Here is a 17,877-nt window from a genome sequence, read left to right on the forward strand (position 1 = left end):
GCAGGTTTTGCGCACACTGATAACAATGCTGTTGATTGGCTGCAGTGGTTTGGCCTGCGCAGATGAGTTGCGCTGGGGTTTTGCCACGGCTGACGGTATGCCCTATGTCGATGTGCACGAGCAGCAATTGCGTGGTGGTTTCATTTACAAGCTGGGCCAGCTGGCCAGCCAGCAACTGGGCTTCAAAGCCGCATTCGTCGAAACGCCGAACAAGCGCATCGATGAATTTATGCAGCGCGGGCGCATCCATGTGATCTGCAACAGCAACCCGCAATGGATCGAAAAACCTGAGCGCTATCACTGGTCCGCCCCGCTCTACAGCGAAGAGGACGTGCTGCTACTGCACCGCCAGCATGCCCCGATCAACAGCCTGCACGAACTCCATGGCAAAACTCTCGGCACTCAACTGGGCTATGTCTACAAAAGCGAACTGATGCAGGCCTTCGCCAAGCAACAGATCATCCGCCAGGATCTGCGCGACCACAGCGCGGGGCTTAACCTACTGCGTAAACAACGTTTGGACGCGGTCATCGATATGCGCCGCTCATTGAACTTCCAGCTGGCCAAGCGCGCAGATGCACCGCTGCAGGTAAACCCCTGGGTGATTGAACGCTACGACATGCACTGTACCTACAGCCCGCAACTGCCTGTCAGCGCGAAATTACTGGACCAGACACTGCAACAATTGCGCGACCAGGGTCTGATCGAGCAGATGCTCAACGGCACCTGAGCCGCCCCCCGCTACTCCACATGACCCTGCAACGGCGGCAGCGACTCATCCAGCTCTGGCAGCCGCTCAACGACCCGCAGCACCTGCGGAGCCTGAGCCGCGCGCCACTGCTGAAACGCCGCCAGCTCCTCCTGCCAGGTACGTAACACCCAGGCCAGCACAGCCAGGTCATCGACCAGACCAATACCAAACAACCAGTCCGGTATGGCATCCAGCGGCGTAACGAAGTACAGCAAGGCCGCCACCACCGCCAGTAACGCCCGGGAATCGATTGCCCGATATTCGCCGCGCCACCAAGCCAGGCAAAGCGCCTGCAGCTGTTTCAGCTGGTCGGCCAACTCGGTAAAGCCACTACCGAGTTTTTCACGCTTTCGAGCGACCGATAACAGCAGCGCAGGTAACCGTCCGGCCTTGAGGAAACGCTTGGCCAAAAACTGGTAACGCGCGAAATTTTTCGGTGTTTTCATCGCTCTCTCCCGGCAACCCCGCGCTCCCGCTGGGCTGGCCAAGGTTATCCACTAAAGCTGTGGATAACCTTGTGAACAGTTTCTCGATAACCCTGGCAAACGCCCAGCCCATGCGGCCTCGCCACAGATCGGACATTTTTTGCCCACACAGCAAAAAACCATATAAATCAATAAGTTAAAAATGGCAAAGGGTTTCTTCAAGAGAGTTACCCTAACCCGTCACGGTCAATCTCGGAAATGTGCATAACCGTAACACCGCACACCCTACACACGTCTTTTAAGACCCTCCAGTCAAGCGAAAAGTGCAGATTGCGACCCGCAGAAACGACAACGCCCCGTCGAGACGGGGCGTTGCGGGAAACGCTAGAAATTACTCTTGAGTGGCTGCGTCTTTGATCGCAATCAGCTCCAGATCAAACACCAGCACCGAGTTGGCTGGAATGGCCGGAGTCGGGCTCTGCTCGCCGTACGCCAGCTCGCTTGGGATGTAGAGTTTGTACTTCTCGCCAACGTGCATCAGTTGCAGACCTTCAACCCAACCTGGGATCACGCCATTAACCGGCAGGTCAATCGGGCTGCCGCGCTCAACCGAGCTGTCAAACACGCTGCCATCGGTCAGCTTGCCTTCGTAATGAACAGTCACCACGTCGGTGGCTTTCGGCTGAGCGCCATCAACTTTTTTCACAACTTCGTACTGCAGGCCGGAAGCCGTGGTGGTCACACCATCACGCTTGGCGTTGTCTTCGAGGAACTTCTTGCCAGCTTTGGCCGACTCTTCGTTCAGCGTAACCATGCGCTCTTCGGCACGTTTCTGCAGGAAGGCAAAAGCTTCGATCAGCTCTTCGTCTTTCAGGCGCTGTTCTTTCTTGCCAATGGCATCTTCGATGCCTTGAGCAACGGCGTTGGAATCCAAGTCATCCATGCCTTCCTGAGCCAGGCTTTTGCCCATGTTCAGGCCAATGCCGTAGGAGGCTTTCTGCGCCGGGGTTTCCAGGGTCACTTTGCTGGTCTGCGAATCACAACCCGCGAGAACCAAACCTACCAGGGCGACCGCCGCTGCTAAACGATGCTGTTTCATGCTTGTTCCTTGTCCGGTGCGCCCTAGGGCTAATGGGGTGAAAGCGCGAGCTTAGCAGGCTGCCGCGATCACTGGCTACCGTGTTAGGAGGCAGAAAATGCGTATAAGTTCAGATGTTTAGCGGATTATTCAGAAAGGATTTTGCGAGGCGTTGCGATGTGTCACAGAGGGGATGAAGCGAGGAAAAAATGGCGCAGCGGACGGGACTCGAACCCGCGACCCCCGGCGTGACAGGCCGGTATTCTAACCGACTGAACTACCGCTGCGCGTAACTTCAAAAAGCGAGTTGGTGGGTGATGACGGGATCGAACCGCCGACCCTCTGCTTGTAAGGCAGATGCTCTCCCAGCTGAGCTAATCACCCTTCACTCTCGAAGTGGGGCGCATTCTAGACAGCGATCCGCACCTTGGCAAGCACTGTTTTTAAAATTTTTTATTGATGCAGCAAAGGCTTAGCGCAGGCTTGGCCTCAAGTACCACTCGGGGGAATAATGCGCCCCGAATGCAACGCACAGGTTGTGCAACCGGTCATAGCGCTGCAGCCAACCTGATACAGCACCTGCCATAGGGTACTGACGACTTGTGATACCTGCCGCTGCCGGCAGGTCTGTTAATGGAGATACACCCTCTTATGTGGTTTCGTAACCTGCTGGTCTATCGCCTCACCCAGGACATCCCGTTTGATGCCGAGGCGCTCGAAACGGCCCTCTCAGCCAAACCGGCCCGCTCGTGCGCCAGCCAGGAACTCAGCACCTACGGCTTTATCGCACCCTTGGGCAAAGGCGGCGATGCACCGCTGGTGCACGTTAGCGGTGATTTCCTGCTGATCGCCGCGCGCAAGGAAGAACGCATCCTGCCGGGTAGCGTGGTACGCGATGCACTGAAGGACAAGGTCGACGAGATCGAAGCCGAGCAGATGCGCAAGGTTTACAAGAAGGAGCGTGATCAGCTCAAGGACGACATCGTGCAGACCCTCCTGCCGCGCGCCTTTATCCGCAAATCCGCCACCTTCGCCGCTATCGCACCGAAACAGGGGCTGATTCTGGTCGACTCGGCCAGCGCCAAGCGCGCCGAAGACCTGCTGTCGACCTTGCGTGAAGCCATCGGCTCGCTGCCGGTACGCCCGCTGACCGTGAAGATCGCACCCAGCGCCACCCTCACCGACTGGGTCAAGGTTCAGCAAGCCGCGCCAGATTTCCACGTGCTGGATGAATGCGAACTGCGTGACACCCATGAAGATGGCGGCGTGGTGCGCTGCAAGCGCCAGGACCTGACCAGCGACGAGATCCAGCTGCACATGACGTCAGGCAAGCAGGTGACTCAATTGTCCTTGGCCTGGCAGGACAAGCTGTCCTTCGTGCTCGACGACAAGCTGGTGGTCAAGCGCCTGCGCTTTGAAGACCTGCTGCAGGATCAGGCCGAACAGGACGGCGGCGACGACGACCTCGGCCAGCAGGATGCCAGCTTCACCCTGATGATGCTGACCCTGGTGGATTTCCTCCCGGCGCTGTTCGAAGCCCTGGGCGGTGAAGAGATTCCGCAGGGGATCTAAGCACCTGCACAGCCGTAGAGGAACCAGAGAAACAGACCACTGGTCCTCTGCGGCTTGCCCTACCCCTGCCAATGTGCAAAATACTGCACAGCGTGAGGACGACCTCACCACTCTGCGAGTGATCACCACGGGACGGCCCCTCTATTTGTTTTGGAGGTTTGTATGTCCTGGTTCATTCTGCTGCTGGCCGGCCTGTTCGAAGTAGGCTGGGCTGTTGGCCTGAAATACACCGACGGCTTTACCCGCCCTCTGCCCACTCTCCTGACTGTTGCGGCGATCATCGTCAGCCTGGCATTGCTGGGTCTGGCCATGAAGGAATTGCCCCTGGGCACCGCCTATGCAATCTGGACCGGTGTCGGCGCCGTGGGCACGGTGATTGCCGGCATCATGCTGTTTGGCGAAGCCGTAACGCTTATGCGTATAGCCAGCGTGGCGCTGATTGTTTGCGGCCTGATCGGGCTAAAACTCAGCCACTAAACAGCAGCGTAGGTGTCCGTAAGAGCGGGCCATGCCCGCGATAGCGGTTCGCGGGCACGGCCCGCTCCTACATGAGTCCCGACCAGCCCGAAACGCCGGACGCAAAGCTGCACCCATCCACGGTTCTGTAGCACAAAAAATGCCGCTTCCCTGGCAACGAGAAGCGGCATTTTTCTTATGTGAACAGCATTACGTCAATTTTGCGGGCTTTTTCATCTCTGCGGTTTAACGCCGCCCACCCCGTAACTCAGCCACCTGGGCCTGCAGCAACTCGCGTTTGACCAGTTCGGGCGCAACCGGCGTACCGGCCACCAGAGTGATGCGCGACCACAGCCGTTTGAACAAACCCTTGTGCGGGTCACGGCTGAAAAAGCTGCCCCACAAGCCCTGCAGCGCCATGGGAATCACCGGCACCGGATTAGCTTCGACAATGCGCTCAATGCCGTTCTTGAACTCATTCAGCTCGCCATCAGTGGTCAGCTTGCCTTCCGGGAAAATGCACACCACTTCGCCATTGCGCAGGTATTCGGCGATTTTCTTGAACGCAGCGTCGTAGATCAGCAGGTCTTCGCTACGCCCAGCAATCGGCACGGTGCCGGCGGTGCGGAAGATAAAGTTGAGCACCGGCAGGTTGTAAATCTTGTAGTACATGACAAAGCGCACCGGCCGGCGTACCGCGCCACCGATCAGCAGCGCATCGACAAACGACACGTGGTTGCACACCAGCACCGCCGCACCCTCATCAGGAATTGCTTCCAGCCCCTTATGCTCAACCCGATACATCGAGTGGCTGAGCAGCCAGATCATAAAACGCATGCTGAATTCGGGGACGATCTTGAAGATGTAGCTGTTGACCGCGATGTTCATCAGCGAAATGGTCAGGAACAGCTGCGGGATCGACAGCTCGGCGACGCTGAGAAAGAGGATCGAGACAATCGCCGAGATCACCATAAACAGCGCATTGAGGATGTTGTTGGCCGCGATCACCCGCGCCCGCTCATGCTCCACGGTGCGCGACTGGATCAGCGCATACAGCGGCACAATATAAAAACCACCGAACAGACCGATACCGAGGATCGAGCCAAGAATCCACCAGGCCTGTCCATAGCTCAGCACTTCCAGCCAGGTGTGTGCGACCGCAGCTTCAGGGAAGCCACCAGAGAACCACCAGAGCAGGATGCCGAACAGGGTCAGGCCGATCGAGCCAAATGGCACCAGGCCGATTTCCACCTTGTGCCCGCTCATGCGCTCGCAGAGCATCGAGCCCAGCGCGATGCCGACCGAGAACACGGTGAGGATCAGTGTCACCACACCTTCATCGCCATATAGCCATTCTTTGGCATAGGCCGGAATCTGCGTCAGGTACACCGCGCCGAGAAACCAGAACCAGGAGTTGCCTACCAGCGAGCGCGACACGGCTGGGCGCTGACCCAAGCCGAGTTTCATGATCAGCCAGGATTGGCGCAGGATGTTCCAATCCAGCTTAAGCTGCGGCATCGCTGCCGATGCGGCGGGAATCCTCCGGCTGGCCAGATAACCAAACACCGCCACCAGCACCACACAGGCTGCGACGATGTGCGCGTAACCACTGCTGGCCATGATGATGCCCGCACCAATCGTACCGGCGAGGATGGCCAGGAACGTGCCCATTTCCACCAGCGCGTTGCCACCCACCAGCTCTTGCTCTTCAAGGTGCTGCGGCAAAATCGAATACTTCACCGGGCCGAACAGCGCCGACTGCGTGCCCATGGCAAACAGCACCGCGAGCATGATTGGCAGGTTGCCGAGCAACACACCGGCTGCGCCGAGCAGCATGATCACGATCTCGGCGAACTTGATCTTGCGGATCAGCGAGTCCTTGGCGAACTTCTCACCAAACTGGCCGCCGAGGGCCGAGAACAGGAAGAACGGCAGGATAAACAGCAGCGCGCAGAGGTTGATCAGCAAGGCCTTGTCGGCCCCGGAGCTGATCTTGAACAAAATGGCGAGAATCAGTGATTGCTTGAAAATGTTGTCGTTGAAAGCACCCAACAGCTGGGTGATGAAAAACGGCAAAAAGCGCTTTTTACCCAGCAATGCGAATTGAGAGTGTTCGGTCATCGTCCGTGTACCTGTCTGCAGTGGCCAAGCGGGTTGTCAGGCATTTGACTGCAAGAACACCTCACAAAGCCACAGCGAAACATGCCTTTTGCTGCATTTATCTACAAATGCAGGCGATAAATATCCCTGCTTACAAGGGCAACTGACCCAACAACCAACGCACTATAAAGAACACCAGCAAGCCGCCACCGATAGTGGCCAACAGATGTCGGGTCAGCGCGGCGATGGCAATCGTCGCCAGCCCGGCCAACAGGTAGCCATTGTCCAGGCTGAACGCCCACTGCTGACCATCGGGAATCAGCATGCCTGGGAACACGATGGCACTCAGTACTGCAGTCGGCACGTAATGCAGGCCTTGGCGCACCAGCGGCGGGAAACGCAGATCGGGAAAGGCAAACAGGCTGTAGCGAATCGCGAAGGTGATCAGCGCCATACCGAGAATCAGCAGCCAGGTATCCATCACGCACCCTCCCCAACAACCGCTGGCGTTTTGCGCCGCTCCAGGCACACACCAAGCGCAATACCGCTGAGCGCAGCGGCCATCAGTCCCAGTTTGTACGGCCAGGCATGGCACAGCAGCGCCACCGCACCGGCCACAAGGGCAGCGGCAATCTGTGGCTGATTGCGCAGTGCCGGCACCACGATGCCTATAAAGGTCGCCAGCATGGCAAAGTCCAGCCCCCAACCCGCCAGGTTCGGCACACTCTGACCAAACAACGCACCAACCAGCGAGCTCGACACCCAGGACAGGTACAACGCCAACGCCACGCCGGCGTGGTACCACTGGCCGTGCTCAGTCATGCCACGGGCGAGATAACGGCGCTGCACCACGGCAAAGGTCTCATCGGTCAGGCCGAACGCCAACGGCACCCGCCAGCGCTGCGACAGCCGACCCACATAAGGCTGCAGCGCCGCGCTATAGAGCACATGGCGCAGATTGACCACCAGCGTGGTGAGCAGAATCACCACCGCGCCGCTGCCCAGCGTCAGCAGGCTGATGGCAATAAACTGCGCCGAGCCGGCATACACCAGTAGAGACATACCGACCGCCTGCCCCAGGCTCAGCCCAGCCAGGCTGGCCAACGCGCCATAGATCAGACCAAACGGCAGAATGCCGACAATCATCGGAATACTGTCGCGAACTCCATAGAGAAACTGCTGCAAACGGCTCATGCGCCCTCCTTTGCTGCACAGCCTGGCGCATTGCAGCTGCGGCGTCTTGAACAATCTTGCGCAGCGATAACAGCGCAAACTGACCTACCGCAATACAGCCAGGCACTCGCTGGCTAAACTGCCAGCACCCTTGACCCAGGACGCGCCCATGCCGGAAGCCCTCGACACCTTGCTGAATTTCGCCAGCGCCCTGGCCGCCGGCCTGCTGATTGGCGCCGAACGGGGCTGGCAGGGGCGTAATACCGAGGACTCCCAGCTGGTTGCGGGAATCCGCACTTTCGCCCTGAGCAGCCTGCTCGGCGCCTTTGCCATGCTGCTGGGCGAGCACTTCGGCGTGGTCGCCTGGGCGGTGATCTTCAGCGGCTTTGCTCTGCTGGTGGTGGCCTCCTACTTTGGTGAGCTGCAACGCCTGGGCGATCTGGGCCTGACCAGCGAAGTGGCGCTGCTGATCACCTTTCTGCTCGGCAGCATGGCCATGGCCGGCTATGCCGGCCTGGCCGCAGCCGGCGCGGTGGCCGTGGCATTGTTGCTGAGCCTCAAACAATCCCTGCACGGCGCCCTGCAACGGCTTAGCGAGGCGGAACTGTCCGGCACACTGAAGCTGTTGTTTATTTCCCTGGTGCTGCTGCCGGCGCTGCCCAACCAGGGCTACGGCCCCTGGCAAGCCTTCAACCCCTACGCTATCTGGTGGATGGTGGTACTGATCGCCAGCATCGGCTTTGCCGCCTATGTAGCCATTCGCCTGGTAGGGATGCGCCACGGCCTGCTGATCACCGCGCTACTGGGTGGCATGGTGTCATCCACGGCGATGACCGTAACCCTGGCGCGTCTGGCCCCGGGACGTAACCTGCAGGCGATTCTAGCCTGCGGCCTGCTCGCCACCTCGGCGCTGATGTTTCCACGGGTGTTGCTGGAGGTCGGCCTGGTCAACGCCAGCCTGCTGCCGCAACTGGCCTGGCCCCTGGGCATCGCCACACTGGTGTACGCCAGCGGCGCGCTGCTGTACTTCCGCCGCGCCGGTACGGAAAGTGAAGAACAGGCCGAGCCACCGCTGAAAAACCCCTTCGAACTGGGCCCGGCGCTGCGTTTTGCCGCGTTGCTGGCGTTGATTCTGCTGCTGGTTGAAGCCGCGCAGCACTGGCTCGGCGATGTCGGTGTGTACCTGGTGGCACTGCTCTCGGGGCTGGCCGATGTGGATGCGATCACCCTGTCACTGGCCCGCAGCGCCCAGGGCGAGCTGGATGCCCAGGTCGCCGTGCAGGGGATTTTCCTCGCAGCGCTAAGCAACAGCCTGGTCAAAGGCTTTCTGATCGCCCTGATCGGCGGACGCAAACTGGCGCTGATGACCCTGCCGGTGATGGCCGCCGGTCTGCTGGCCGGCGCGGCGGTTTTACTGCTGCTTGCATAGCCGCCCCTGTAATGCGCCCCCAACCAAGGGCTGGATTTGCGTTGCCAAGCAGCTCGTCTGCCCACGCAAAATCCGCGCATAGCCCTATTGCAGAAGGCTTCCGGCTTCCTCAGTAACACCGTAACAGACCCTGCTGTTAGTCCAAAAGATGGCTAGGCAGATATCTCCCGAGCGTCCAACACTGACCGAGACATCCAATGATGTAACGGTCAGCCATGACAATCCGGAGACGCCGCATGCCCATCGACCTCGCCTTTATCACCCCGCGCCACTCGCCGCTGCTCGCCCTGCATCGGGTGTTCGCATGAACGCGCCAGCAGTGCTGCCAAATAAAGAGCTGCAGGCCGAGCAGCTGTGGGTTCAGGGCGATGGCGTACAGCTGGCGGCCTATCGCTGGGGCAAGCAGAACGGCCCAACCCTGCTGCTGGTACACGGCTACCCGGACAGCCACGAGGTCTGGCTGCCACTGGTGCGCGAGCTGGCCGGCGATTACCAGATCATTGCCTACGACGTACGCGGCTTTGGCGCCTCGGATATTCCACGCAAGCGCCTGGACTATCACCTGGAGAAACTGGCCAATGATCTGGAAGCAGTAATCAAAGCCCTCAGCCCCGACCAGCCGGTGCATCTGGTGGCCCACGACTGGGGTTCAATTCAGGCCTGGGAAGCAGTCACCGAGCCGCGCATTCAACCACTGCTGGCCTCCTACACCAGCATCTCCGGGCCCTGCCTGGACCATGTCGGCCACTGGATGCGCGACAGGCTCAAACAGAAGACGCCGCGCGCGTTGCTGCAGGTACTCGGGCAACTGATCAGCTCCTGGTATATCGCCCTGTTCCACACCCCACTGCTGCCCGAACTGACCTGGCGCCTGGGCCTGGACCGCGCCTGGCCACAGCTGCTGCGCAATGTCGAAGGGCTGCGCAATGTGCCGATCAGCAGCAGCCAGCGCTCCGATGGTGTGCACGGGGTCAAGCTGTACCGCGCCAACTTTATCCGCAGCCTGTTCACGCCGCGCCTGCGCCATACCCAGGTGCCGGTGCAACTGATCGTGCCGACCCGCGACCGCTTCGTCCGACCGCAGTTGTTCGACCAGCTGCAGCACTGGGCACCCAAGCTGCAGCGGCATGAGGTCAATGCCGGGCACTGGCAACTGCTGGCCGAGCCACAGCAACTGGCCAATTGGTTGCGTAAATTCACCGCCCATATTCAAAGCGCTGCAGGCAGCAACGCAGCCACCCGCCGAAACCTAGCGGTCTGATAAGGAGAATCAAAATGAGCGAACAGCACCGCCTGCAGCAACGCAAAGTCCGTTTCGACTTTGCCAACACGCCGCTGCACTGGGTACCGAACGAGCCGGAAACCTCGCATATCATCAACAGCCTGCACCTGATCCTGCCGGCCGGCGAGTTCTGGTTCTGCCGGGTTTACAACAAGGCTCTGCCGCTGGTCACCGACCCGCAGCTGCGCGAGGACGTGCAAGGTTTCGTCAAACAAGAAGCGCATCACGCACGCGCCCACGACAGCGCGCTGACGCCCTACCTGCTGCGCCATGGCATCGACCCGACGCCGTTCACTGGACCGATTCGCTGGCTGTTCGAGCGTGTGCTGTGCGACCACCCGCTGGGCGATAACGCCATCAGCCGCTGGCTGCAGCCCTGGTGGCTGCGTCAGCGGGTCGGGCTGATCGCCGCGGTGGAGCACTTCACCTGCGTGCTGGGCGACTGGATTATCACCACCCGCAGCCTGGATCACGCCGACCCGGTAATGCTCGACCTGCTGCGCTGGCACGGTGCCGAAGAGGTTGAACACCGCAGCGTGGCCCACGATCTGCACGTGCATATCGGCGGCAGCCTGCTAATGCGCTGGGTGTATATGCTGATTGCCACGCCGGCGCTGGTCTTCCTGTTCAGCACCGGGATGAAAACCATGATGCGCCAGGACCCGGTCACCCGTTACCGACCAGGCTTTCTGCGTCTGTGGTACCACCTGGGCAAGCGTGGCTTGCTGCCGCGTATGGGCAGTATTGGTCGCTCGGTATTGCGCTATTTCAACCCCAGCTATCACCCGCGCAGCGAAGGCGATATCCGCGTGGCACTGGAGTACCTGGCTAACTCACCGGCGGCGCAACGCGCAGCCGCCGAGAAAGGAGCTGTCAGCGCCTAACCCGTAGGAGCGGCCCATGGCCGCGAAATGGCCCGTCTGTACAGGTTCGCAGGCATGGCCCGCTCCTACACATTGCTCACGGTATGACGGCGATCCACGTCCTACTCAGCCGCCTCATCATCCAGCACCATGACCCCGGCGGCCTGCTCGAGCAGCTCGGCAGGCAGGCTCTTGCTGGCGCGGGCGCCGAGCAGTTTGAGGTTTTCCACCCGACTGATGATATTGCCGCGCCCTTCGCAGAGCTTATTGCGTGCCCCGGCGTAGGCTTTGTCCAGTTGCTGCAGGCGCGCGCCCATTTCATCCAGATCCTGAATAAAGGCGACAAACTTGTCGTACAGCGCGCCGGCGCGCTCGGCAATTTCGCGGGCGTTCTGGCTCTGTCGCTCCTGCCGCCACAGGCTGTCGATCACCCGCAAGGTGGCCAGCAGCGTGGTCGGGCTGACAATCACGATATGTTGATCAAAGGCCTCCTGAAACAACCCAGGATCGGCCTGCAATGCCGCTGCAAAAGCCGCCTCAATCGGCACGAAGAGCAGGACGAAATCCAGGCTGTGCAGGCCCTCCAGGCGCTGGTAATCCTTGAGCGACAAGCCTTTTAAATGGCTGCGCAGCGACAGCACATGCTGCTTGAGTGACAGCTGGCGGCTGGCGTCGTCCTCGGCAGCAATATATTGCTGGTACGCGGTGAGGCTAACCTTGGCGTCCACCACCACTTGCTTGTCGCCGGGCAGCTGAATCAGCACATCCGGCTGGAAGCGTTCACCATCGGCGCTCTTCAAGCTGACCTGGGTCTGGTACTCGCGACCTTTCTCCAGGCCGGCGTGCTCCAACACCCGCTCCAGCACCAGCTCACCCCAATTGCCCTGGGTTTTCTGGCCTTTGAGGGCGCGGGTCAGGTTGGTCGCCTCATCGCCCAGGCGCTGGTTGAGCTGCTGCAAGCGCTCCAGCTCCTTGCCCAGAGAAAAGCGCTCGCGGGCTTCCTGCTGATAGCTTTCTTCAACACGCTTTTCGAAGGACTGGATGCGCTCCTTGAGCGGGTCGAGCAACTGGCCGAGCTGCTGCTGGCTGGTCTCGGCAAAACGCTGCTCGCGCTCATCGAAGATCTTCCCGGCCAGCTCGGCAAACTGTGCGCGCAGTTCATCGCGCGAACCTTGCAGGTCGCTCAAGCGCTGCTGATGGCTGTCCTGCTGTTCTTTAAGTTCGGCGCTAAGGGCCGCGCGCTGAGCGTCCAGACGGCGGATTTCGCCTTCCTGCTGTTCGCGCTGGTTGGCCCAGGCCTGGGCGGCCTCGCGGGCAATCTGGCGCTCCTGTTGCAGCAAGTCAGCCTCACGGCGCAGTGCCGCCAACTCTGCCTGTTGATCGGCCTTGATCTCGCTGATCTCGGCGACTTCCTCGCGGCAGTCATCCAGCTGCGCTGCGAGGCCGGTCTGAGCCAGCTGCGCGTTGCTCAGGCGCTCCTGCAGCAGGCTGAATTGCAGCTGCTGGCTGGCCAGGCGGCGTTGCAGCGACCAGGCCATATAGAGAAGAGGAAGTGCCGCGGCGGCAAAACCGAGCAGCGCAGGTGCCAACGCGGTGGACAGATCGATGGGCATAAGCGGCTCCGCAGAAAAATACTGGCAGTATAACCAGTACTCCTAGGACCTGCTCCCTTTCCGTCAGAGCTGCTTAAGCAGTTGCTGCGCCTCTGCCGAACCCTGCCCCGCAGCCAGCTCCAGCCAATGCCGTGCCTGCTGCGGTTCATTGTTGCGCCGCTGGCTATACAGCTGGCCAAGTTCAAGCTGAGCGCCCATATCGCCGGCGCGGGCGGCCTGACGCAGCAGCTCAAAACCCATGCGCCGATCACGCGGGTTGCCGCAATCACGACAAAGCATCTGCCCCAGTCGACTCTGCGCCTGCACTACACCCTGCAAAGCAGGCTGCTTAAGCAGATGACCAGCAAAACGTTTGACGCTAGGGGCATGACCGAGGCGGGGACTGTCCAGTAGCCAGAGCGCCACACGGGTGGGCAGGCGAGGAACCGAGGTTGCAGCGATAGGTAGTCGAGTGATTGCGCGAGGCATAAAAAGCAGCGGTAGCCGGGAAGGCGCGCAACTCTACTCCTTTTTTCGCCAAGGTAAAGCCTTGCAAAAATGGGCTAACCAGCGGTCTAGAGCAAGCGCTCGGGTTAATCCACAGAAGCTGTGGATAACTTAGTGGATAACATGGGAGCAAGCGTCCTCAGCGCCTATGGCGTGGGGCCCAAGGTCAAACTGGTGGTTTTTTCACCAGCGTAAAAAATTCATATATTTCATTGACTTATAAAATCAATAAAAAGAATCAAGGGTTTACGTCAAGCACTGCATCCTGCTTGACAAGGCGCATCGCAATTGTGCACAAGTCGCTGCGTCACGCCGTCGCACTGCCCTTTTTCGGGGCAAAACGCCCTGAAAAAGCCGCCCTGTATAGGGTCTGATGCCGTTTCGCTCGAGGCCGCGCCGGTGCCTGTTTTAGCGCGAGGCAAGGCACGAGACACGAAGTTTGGTTGTTCCAAATGAGTGTCGAGAAACGCAGTATCGCGCTAAAACAGGCCCGGCCCCGCGGGTTGCGACGAAACGGCATCAGACCCTAAGCCGGGCGCGGCAGGCGGCCATCCACCTGATACGCATCCAGACGGAAGACCCTCGGGGTATCCGGCACCTGAGCATTTTTGAAGGCGACATAGTTGTCAGTGGTTTCGCACAGCCAACTCAGCAGGTTACGCGGGCGCTTCTCTGCCAACGCACCAGGGACGAACAACGCAACATTGTTGCCCTTGAGCGGGCAGCGCGCCGAACGGTATTCAAATGCCTCAACCCCTGCCGCACGCATGGCCGCGCCCACCGCCTGACAGGGTTGATAAGCGCTGGCGTGACAGAGCTCAGCCTGGAAATCCACAAACGGCGGATGCTGCAACTGAATGCCGCGCTCAACCTGATAGCGCGCCTCGAAGGTGCAGTGTTCGGACAGGATGCGTCCACTCGGCGGCGCGATGCTCATGCCATCCCAAAGCAAAAACCGGTAATACGCCGCCTCGGCCATGGCGGTGTCGATACGCAGCGCGCCATAGAACAGGCTCGGCTCATGCACCGAGCCAAAGCGCGAGCCCCAGCGCAACGGCGGATAACGGAACGGGGTTTTCAGCAGGTAATGCAGCGGCTCGGCGCTCTGCGGCAACGGCGGTTTGCTGGTCTCCAGCAACTCCTCAAGCAGCGCCTGCTCGGCAAGGGTATCGACCAGCTGCAGCGTGGCGACCTGGGCCTGGCTCTCGACCAGACGCACCAGGCGCCCACGCAATGGCTTGATCTGCTGCGGGCCTTGGCAGTGTTGCCAGATATCCATGGTGGCGTTGTCCTTAACTTTTATTATTGTTGAGTGCTGCACTTACTGGTTACGACTTAACCCTTGCCACGAATCGCATCGAGGTATTCGACGACCCGCACCAGTCCCTGAACTTGCATCATCAGGGATAAGGGCGGTGCATCCAGATGGCGGTTATCGGTGCGCAGAAAATGCTGCATATCCAGCAGATTGCCGCCAAACAGGGCAAATAAGGAGCGGTATACACGAATCAGCAACAGGGCCAGTTCGCCGGTCTTGCTATGCACCCGCAAGCCACCATCAGCCCAGCGTGAGATGGCCGTGCGATGTACGCCAACGATGTCCGCCAACTCCTGCTGGGTCAGGCCCAGTTGTTCACGAGTATTGAGCAGTGCCTTGGCCAGCACCGCATCGGCATCGGCAACCGGTCGAATCAATGCGCTCATCACGGCCTCCTACTTTCACAATGTGTGTTTACAGCAAAAATAACACTAAATGCTGTAATTACACAGAGCACAATACGCTGTGATTGGCAGCCTGCCAGACATGGGTTAACGTCCTGCCACGCAACTCCTTCACTATGGATCAGTGCTTATGCCCAGCCGGCGCACCTGGCTGCGACTTATCAGTTGCCTGGTTTTACTGCTCGTCCTGCTTGGCGCTTACGGCTACCTGAGCCTGAGCCGCCTGCTCGAACGCGAGCAGATCAAACACCTTGAATGGCGTGGCCTTGGCCTATCCACCCAAGGCATCCAGCTTGACCAACTCAGCCTGCAGCACCCCAGCGGCGCAGTGCAGCTGCATCAGCTGCAATTACGCTGGAGCGGATTCAGCCTGGCGCTACCCTTCTGGCAGCAGGTACAGATCACCAACCTGCAGCTGAATCTGCCCTCTCAACCAGCGTCAGCAGTCGACGACAACTCGGATTTTGCGTTGCCGCTTGAGCAACTCGCCGCCGTCATCAGCCTATTGCCGCAACGCGTACAGGTCGATGCGCTACAGATCGAGCTGCCCTGCGCCGACACGCGCTGCCAGCTGCTGGGCGATCTGCTGCTAGTTAAACAAGCCGCGCAGCTTGATGCGCAGCTCAACCTGCAACACCAGCAGGACCAACTGCGCTGGCACGCGCAGTTACAGGGCGACGCTACAACTGCAGCGCTGCAGCTAAGCCTGACGATCAATCAGCAACCGCAATTGCAGCTCAGCAGCAGTCTGCAACAGAGCGCCACTGGACAAGTCTGGCAAGGTGCTCTCACCGGAGATCTGCAGCAAAGCGCGGTGCTGCACAGCTGGCTAAGCCAATGGCTACCCACTCGAGCGGGCACGCTGCCAGAGACGCCGGCGGCGGCGCAGTTACAGGCGAGCTGGCAACTGCAGCTTGCGCCTGGCCCACTTAACCTGGCGCAACTGCAGCAGGCCAGCGGCCAGTGGCAAGCGAGTGCCAACCTACCGGAGCCCTGGCCAATTCCCGCTATCGGCGAGCTGCAAGGCAGCTTCGATCTGTCCGCCCAGGCGTTGGATGGGCAGTGGCTGGCAGATAGTCTGAGCGCCGACCTTAGCCTCAAGCAGATTGCCAATGACCTTATCAGTGGCGTACCGGCGGAGCTGTACCCAGAAGCGCTGCAACTCAATATCCAGACCACAGAAATGCCCGCAGCTATCGCCGAACAGTTGCGCGGCCGCGCCCTGCCGCTAACGCTGCAACTCACAGGCAAGGGACGCAGTCCGTTCGAGTTAAAGGGCACGCTGATCTTGGCCAATGGCCTGCCCTGGGGCTTGCAACTGCTGGGCGGCAGCCTTAACGCATCCATCCCGGCATTTCAGCAGGGCGACTGGAAAATCGGCGCACTGCAAGCGCAGTTGCAACTCGACGCTTATCTGGACCCACAGCAGCTGGATCTAACCCTAGGCACAGGCTCACAGCTCAGCCTTGAGCATCTGCGCAGCGGCGAACTCGATGCAGAGCAACTCAAGGCCAGCAGCGGGCTAAAACTGCAGGCACAACTGGCGGCAGGCGCGCTGCAAGACTGGCAGCTAAAAGGCCCGCTCGACCTCAGTGCGCAGCTGCAACATAGCCAATTACAACCCCAGCGCTGGTACTGGCACGGCCCAGTGAATGCCAACCCGCAGCAGGTGACCTTGGATGGCACGCTGCGCAACGATGCCGGGCTGCAACTCAAGCTGCAGGCGCAACACAGCAGCGCCAGGGGTCTGAGCCTGCACGCGCAACTGGCGGAACTGTTTCTGCGCGGCGGCAACCCACTGCAAGGCAGCTTCAGCGCCTGGCCGGCCTTACTGGAGCTGAACAACGGTCGTCTGAATGCCAACGCCAGCCTGACTCTGGCCAGCGATCAACAGCTGCCCACGGTCAAACTCGAACTCACCGGCAAGGACCTGGGCGGGATTTATGACCGCACTGCGCTGGAGGGGCTGGACAGCCGCCTGACGGTGCAAATCGACCCCAAGCAGCTGCAGCTTGAGGTAAACGAACTGCGCCTGAGGCAGGCCGACCCCGGCATGCCCGTGGGGCCGGTACAACTTAAAGGCCGCTACAGCGCCGCGCTGCAAACACCCGCCCTGGGTGTGTTGCAGCTGCAGCATGCCGAAGCAGCGCTAATGGGCGGCAAGCTGCAACTGGCACCCGGGCAATGGAGCATGGCCGGCGAACCGCTGTTGTTCCCCATACAGGTGCAGGGTCTGGAACTTGAGCAGCTATTTATCCTCTATCCCACAGAAGGTTTAGCCGGCACAGGCACCCTCGATGGCGACTTGCCGCTGCAGATCGGCAGCCAGGGGGTCACCATCGAACAAGGCCAACTCAGCGCACGCGCACCGGGCGGCAAGCTGCAGTTCCACTCCCAACGCATTCGCGCCCTGGGCCGTAGCAACCCGGCGATGCAATTGGTAACCCAATCGCTGGAGGATTTTCGCTTTACGACTTTGAGCAGCCAGGTCAACTACGATCAGCAAGGCAAGCTGGCCTTGGCCATACGCCTGGAGGGACAGAACCCGGCCATCGAACAAGGCCGGCCGATCCACTTCACTATCAATCTGGAAGAAGACATCCCGACTTTGCTGGCCAGCCTGCAACTGACCGACAAAGTCAGCGATATCATCAAGCAACGCGTGCAGCAGCGTATGCTGGAACGCAATGCCAAAACGGCCCCGACAGATCCATGATCAAGGAGAAGCGCCATGCGCTTGCGTAGTTGTTTCGCCGTCCTGCTGCTAGGCCTGCTCAGCACGGCCTGCACCCCGACCGTGCAGTTGGCGATGCCCAATGAGCCGATCAACATCAACCTCAATGTGAAGATCGAGCACGAAATCTATATCAAGGTGGATAAAGCCCTGGACAGCATGTTCAGCGAATCCAGCGGATTGTTCTAAGGAG

General features: G+C 60.0%; 17 protein-coding genes and 2 tRNA genes. 8 read left to right on the plus strand and 11 right to left on the minus strand.

Translation table 11 applies throughout. The annotated features are described in order from the left end of the window. Nucleotides 1–25: 25 nt before the first annotated feature. A complete protein-coding gene (locus tag Q8M42_RS05455) occupies nt 26–730 on the plus strand; it encodes an ABC transporter substrate-binding protein (RefSeq protein ID WP_304865334.1) in 705 nt (234 codons plus the stop codon). An 11-nt stretch (nt 731–741) separates the two neighbouring features. Here the strand turns inward: Q8M42_RS05455 and Q8M42_RS05460 are convergent, their stop codons facing one another. From Q8M42_RS05460 to Q8M42_RS05475, 4 genes are all read right to left on the minus strand, one after another. Then, complete coding sequence (locus Q8M42_RS05460; RefSeq protein WP_304865267.1) at nt 742–1,197, minus strand: YkvA family protein; 456 nt, start codon at nt 1,195–1,197, stop codon at nt 742–744. 370 nt (nt 1,198–1,567) lie between these two features. Further along, on the minus strand, nt 1,568–2,275 hold the full coding sequence (locus Q8M42_RS05465; protein ID WP_304865269.1) for an FKBP-type peptidyl-prolyl cis-trans isomerase: 708 nt from the start codon (nt 2,273–2,275) through the stop codon (nt 1,568–1,570). 189 nt (nt 2,276–2,464) lie between these two features. Next, a tRNA-Asp gene (locus Q8M42_RS05470) sits at nt 2,465–2,541 on the minus strand. Between the two features lie 21 nt (nt 2,542–2,562). Then, nucleotides 2,563–2,638 (minus strand) — tRNA-Val (locus Q8M42_RS05475). 267 nt (nt 2,639–2,905) lie between these two features. Here Q8M42_RS05475 and rdgC point away from each other — a divergent pair. Then, complete coding sequence (gene rdgC, locus Q8M42_RS05480) at nt 2,906–3,826, plus strand: recombination-associated protein RdgC (protein ID WP_304865271.1); 921 nt, start codon at nt 2,906–2,908, stop codon at nt 3,824–3,826. A 162-nt stretch (nt 3,827–3,988) separates the two neighbouring features. Next, nucleotides 3,989–4,303: a quaternary ammonium compound efflux SMR transporter SugE gene (gene sugE, locus Q8M42_RS05485; RefSeq protein WP_304865273.1), complete on the plus strand. Its 315-nt coding sequence runs from the start codon at nt 3,989–3,991 to the stop codon at nt 4,301–4,303. A 225-nt stretch (nt 4,304–4,528) separates the two neighbouring features. On the opposite strand, the gene Q8M42_RS05490 is transcribed toward sugE, so the two are convergent. From Q8M42_RS05490 to Q8M42_RS05500, 3 genes are all read right to left on the minus strand, one after another. Continuing rightward, nucleotides 4,529–6,403: an MFS transporter gene (locus Q8M42_RS05490; RefSeq protein ID WP_304865275.1), complete on the minus strand. Its 1,875-nt coding sequence runs from the start codon at nt 6,401–6,403 to the stop codon at nt 4,529–4,531. A 130-nt stretch (nt 6,404–6,533) separates the two neighbouring features. After that, nucleotides 6,534–6,863 (minus strand): AzlD domain-containing protein, encoded by a 330-nt coding sequence (locus Q8M42_RS05495; RefSeq protein WP_304865277.1) that lies wholly within the window; start codon nt 6,861–6,863, stop codon nt 6,534–6,536. Beyond that, entirely contained in the window at nt 6,863–7,576 is a 714-nt protein-coding gene (locus Q8M42_RS05500; RefSeq protein WP_304865279.1) for an AzlC family ABC transporter permease, read from the minus strand. Before Q8M42_RS05500 ends, Q8M42_RS05495 begins: the two co-directional genes overlap by 1 nt. 148 nt (nt 7,577–7,724) lie before the next feature. Here Q8M42_RS05500 and Q8M42_RS05505 point away from each other — a divergent pair, with 148 nt between their 5' ends. The 3 genes from Q8M42_RS05505 to Q8M42_RS05515 all read left to right on the plus strand — a co-directional run bounded on the left by Q8M42_RS05505 (nt 7,725) and on the right by Q8M42_RS05515 (nt 11,150). Continuing rightward, complete coding sequence (locus Q8M42_RS05505; protein ID WP_304865281.1) at nt 7,725–8,984, plus strand: MgtC/SapB family protein; 1,260 nt, start codon at nt 7,725–7,727, stop codon at nt 8,982–8,984. A gap of 304 nt (nt 8,985–9,288) precedes the next feature. Then, on the plus strand, nt 9,289–10,245 hold the full coding sequence (locus Q8M42_RS05510) for an alpha/beta fold hydrolase (protein WP_304865283.1): 957 nt from the start codon (nt 9,289–9,291) through the stop codon (nt 10,243–10,245). Nucleotides 10,246–10,259: 14 nt separating this feature from the next. Then, nucleotides 10,260–11,150 (plus strand): metal-dependent hydrolase, encoded by an 891-nt coding sequence (locus Q8M42_RS05515; RefSeq protein ID WP_304865285.1) that lies wholly within the window; start codon nt 10,260–10,262, stop codon nt 11,148–11,150. Between the two features lie 101 nt (nt 11,151–11,251). Here Q8M42_RS05515 and rmuC read toward each other — a convergent pair whose 3' ends face one another. The 4 genes from rmuC to Q8M42_RS05535 all read right to left on the minus strand — a co-directional run bounded on the left by rmuC (nt 11,252) and on the right by Q8M42_RS05535 (nt 14,932). Then, entirely contained in the window at nt 11,252–12,616 is a 1,365-nt protein-coding gene (gene rmuC, locus Q8M42_RS05520) for a DNA recombination protein RmuC (RefSeq protein WP_304865336.1), read from the minus strand. Between the two features lie 189 nt (nt 12,617–12,805). Further along, nucleotides 12,806–13,210, minus strand: coding sequence for a tetratricopeptide repeat protein (locus Q8M42_RS05525; RefSeq protein ID WP_304865287.1), 405 nt, complete (start codon nt 13,208–13,210; stop codon nt 12,806–12,808). Nucleotides 13,211–13,754: 544 nt separating this feature from the next. After that, nucleotides 13,755–14,507, minus strand: a complete 753-nt coding sequence (locus Q8M42_RS05530) for an RES family NAD+ phosphorylase (RefSeq protein ID WP_304865288.1) — start codon at nt 14,505–14,507, stop codon at nt 13,755–13,757. A 56-nt stretch (nt 14,508–14,563) separates the two neighbouring features. Then, a complete protein-coding gene (locus Q8M42_RS05535) occupies nt 14,564–14,932 on the minus strand; it encodes an antitoxin Xre/MbcA/ParS toxin-binding domain-containing protein (RefSeq protein WP_304865290.1) in 369 nt (122 codons plus the stop codon). A gap of 148 nt (nt 14,933–15,080) precedes the next feature. On the opposite strand from Q8M42_RS05535, the gene Q8M42_RS05540 reads away from it, so the two are divergent. Then, nucleotides 15,081–17,666: a YdbH domain-containing protein gene (locus Q8M42_RS05540; RefSeq protein ID WP_304865292.1), complete on the plus strand. Its 2,586-nt coding sequence runs from the start codon at nt 15,081–15,083 to the stop codon at nt 17,664–17,666. Between the two features lie 15 nt (nt 17,667–17,681). Next, nucleotides 17,682–17,873 (plus strand): YnbE family lipoprotein, encoded by a 192-nt coding sequence (locus tag Q8M42_RS05545; RefSeq protein WP_090252927.1) that lies wholly within the window; start codon nt 17,682–17,684, stop codon nt 17,871–17,873. Nucleotides 17,874–17,877 lie beyond the last annotated feature (4 nt).

The organism is Pseudomonas sp., from assembly GCF_030684895.1.
Lineage (GTDB): Bacteria > Pseudomonadota > Gammaproteobacteria > Pseudomonadales > Pseudomonadaceae > Aquipseudomonas.

Excerpts from the sequence above, each read along its gene's own strand:
- Q8M42_RS05535 (WP_304865290.1), bottom strand. The coding sequence starts at position 14,932 with ATGAGCGCATTGATTCGACCGGTTGCCGATGCCGATGCGGTGCTGGCC.
- sugE (WP_304865273.1), top strand. The coding sequence starts at position 3,989 with ATGTCCTGGTTCATTCTGCTGCTGGCCGGCCTGTTCGAAGTAGGCTGG.
- Q8M42_RS05545 (WP_090252927.1), top strand. The coding sequence starts at position 17,682 with ATGCGCTTGCGTAGTTGTTTCGCCGTCCTGCTGCTAGGCCTGCTCAGC.
- Q8M42_RS05455 (WP_304865334.1), top strand. The coding sequence starts at position 26 with ATGCTGTTGATTGGCTGCAGTGGTTTGGCCTGCGCAGATGAGTTGCGC.
- Q8M42_RS05510 (WP_304865283.1), top strand. The coding sequence starts at position 9,289 with ATGAACGCGCCAGCAGTGCTGCCAAATAAAGAGCTGCAGGCCGAGCAG.
- rdgC (WP_304865271.1), top strand. The coding sequence starts at position 2,906 with ATGTGGTTTCGTAACCTGCTGGTCTATCGCCTCACCCAGGACATCCCG.
- Q8M42_RS05505 (WP_304865281.1), top strand. The coding sequence starts at position 7,725 with ATGCCGGAAGCCCTCGACACCTTGCTGAATTTCGCCAGCGCCCTGGCC.
- Q8M42_RS05500 (WP_304865279.1), bottom strand. The coding sequence starts at position 7,576 with ATGAGCCGTTTGCAGCAGTTTCTCTATGGAGTTCGCGACAGTATTCCG.
- Q8M42_RS05530 (WP_304865288.1), bottom strand. The coding sequence starts at position 14,507 with ATGGATATCTGGCAACACTGCCAAGGCCCGCAGCAGATCAAGCCATTG.
- Q8M42_RS05490 (WP_304865275.1), bottom strand. The coding sequence starts at position 6,403 with ATGACCGAACACTCTCAATTCGCATTGCTGGGTAAAAAGCGCTTTTTG.
- Q8M42_RS05495 (WP_304865277.1), bottom strand. The coding sequence starts at position 6,863 with ATGGATACCTGGCTGCTGATTCTCGGTATGGCGCTGATCACCTTCGCG.
- Q8M42_RS05465 (WP_304865269.1), bottom strand. The coding sequence starts at position 2,275 with ATGAAACAGCATCGTTTAGCAGCGGCGGTCGCCCTGGTAGGTTTGGTT.
- Q8M42_RS05540 (WP_304865292.1), top strand. The coding sequence starts at position 15,081 with ATGCCCAGCCGGCGCACCTGGCTGCGACTTATCAGTTGCCTGGTTTTA.
- Q8M42_RS05460 (WP_304865267.1), bottom strand. The coding sequence starts at position 1,197 with ATGAAAACACCGAAAAATTTCGCGCGTTACCAGTTTTTGGCCAAGCGT.
- Q8M42_RS05515 (WP_304865285.1), top strand. The coding sequence starts at position 10,260 with ATGAGCGAACAGCACCGCCTGCAGCAACGCAAAGTCCGTTTCGACTTT.
- Q8M42_RS05525 (WP_304865287.1), bottom strand. The coding sequence starts at position 13,210 with ATGCCTCGCGCAATCACTCGACTACCTATCGCTGCAACCTCGGTTCCT.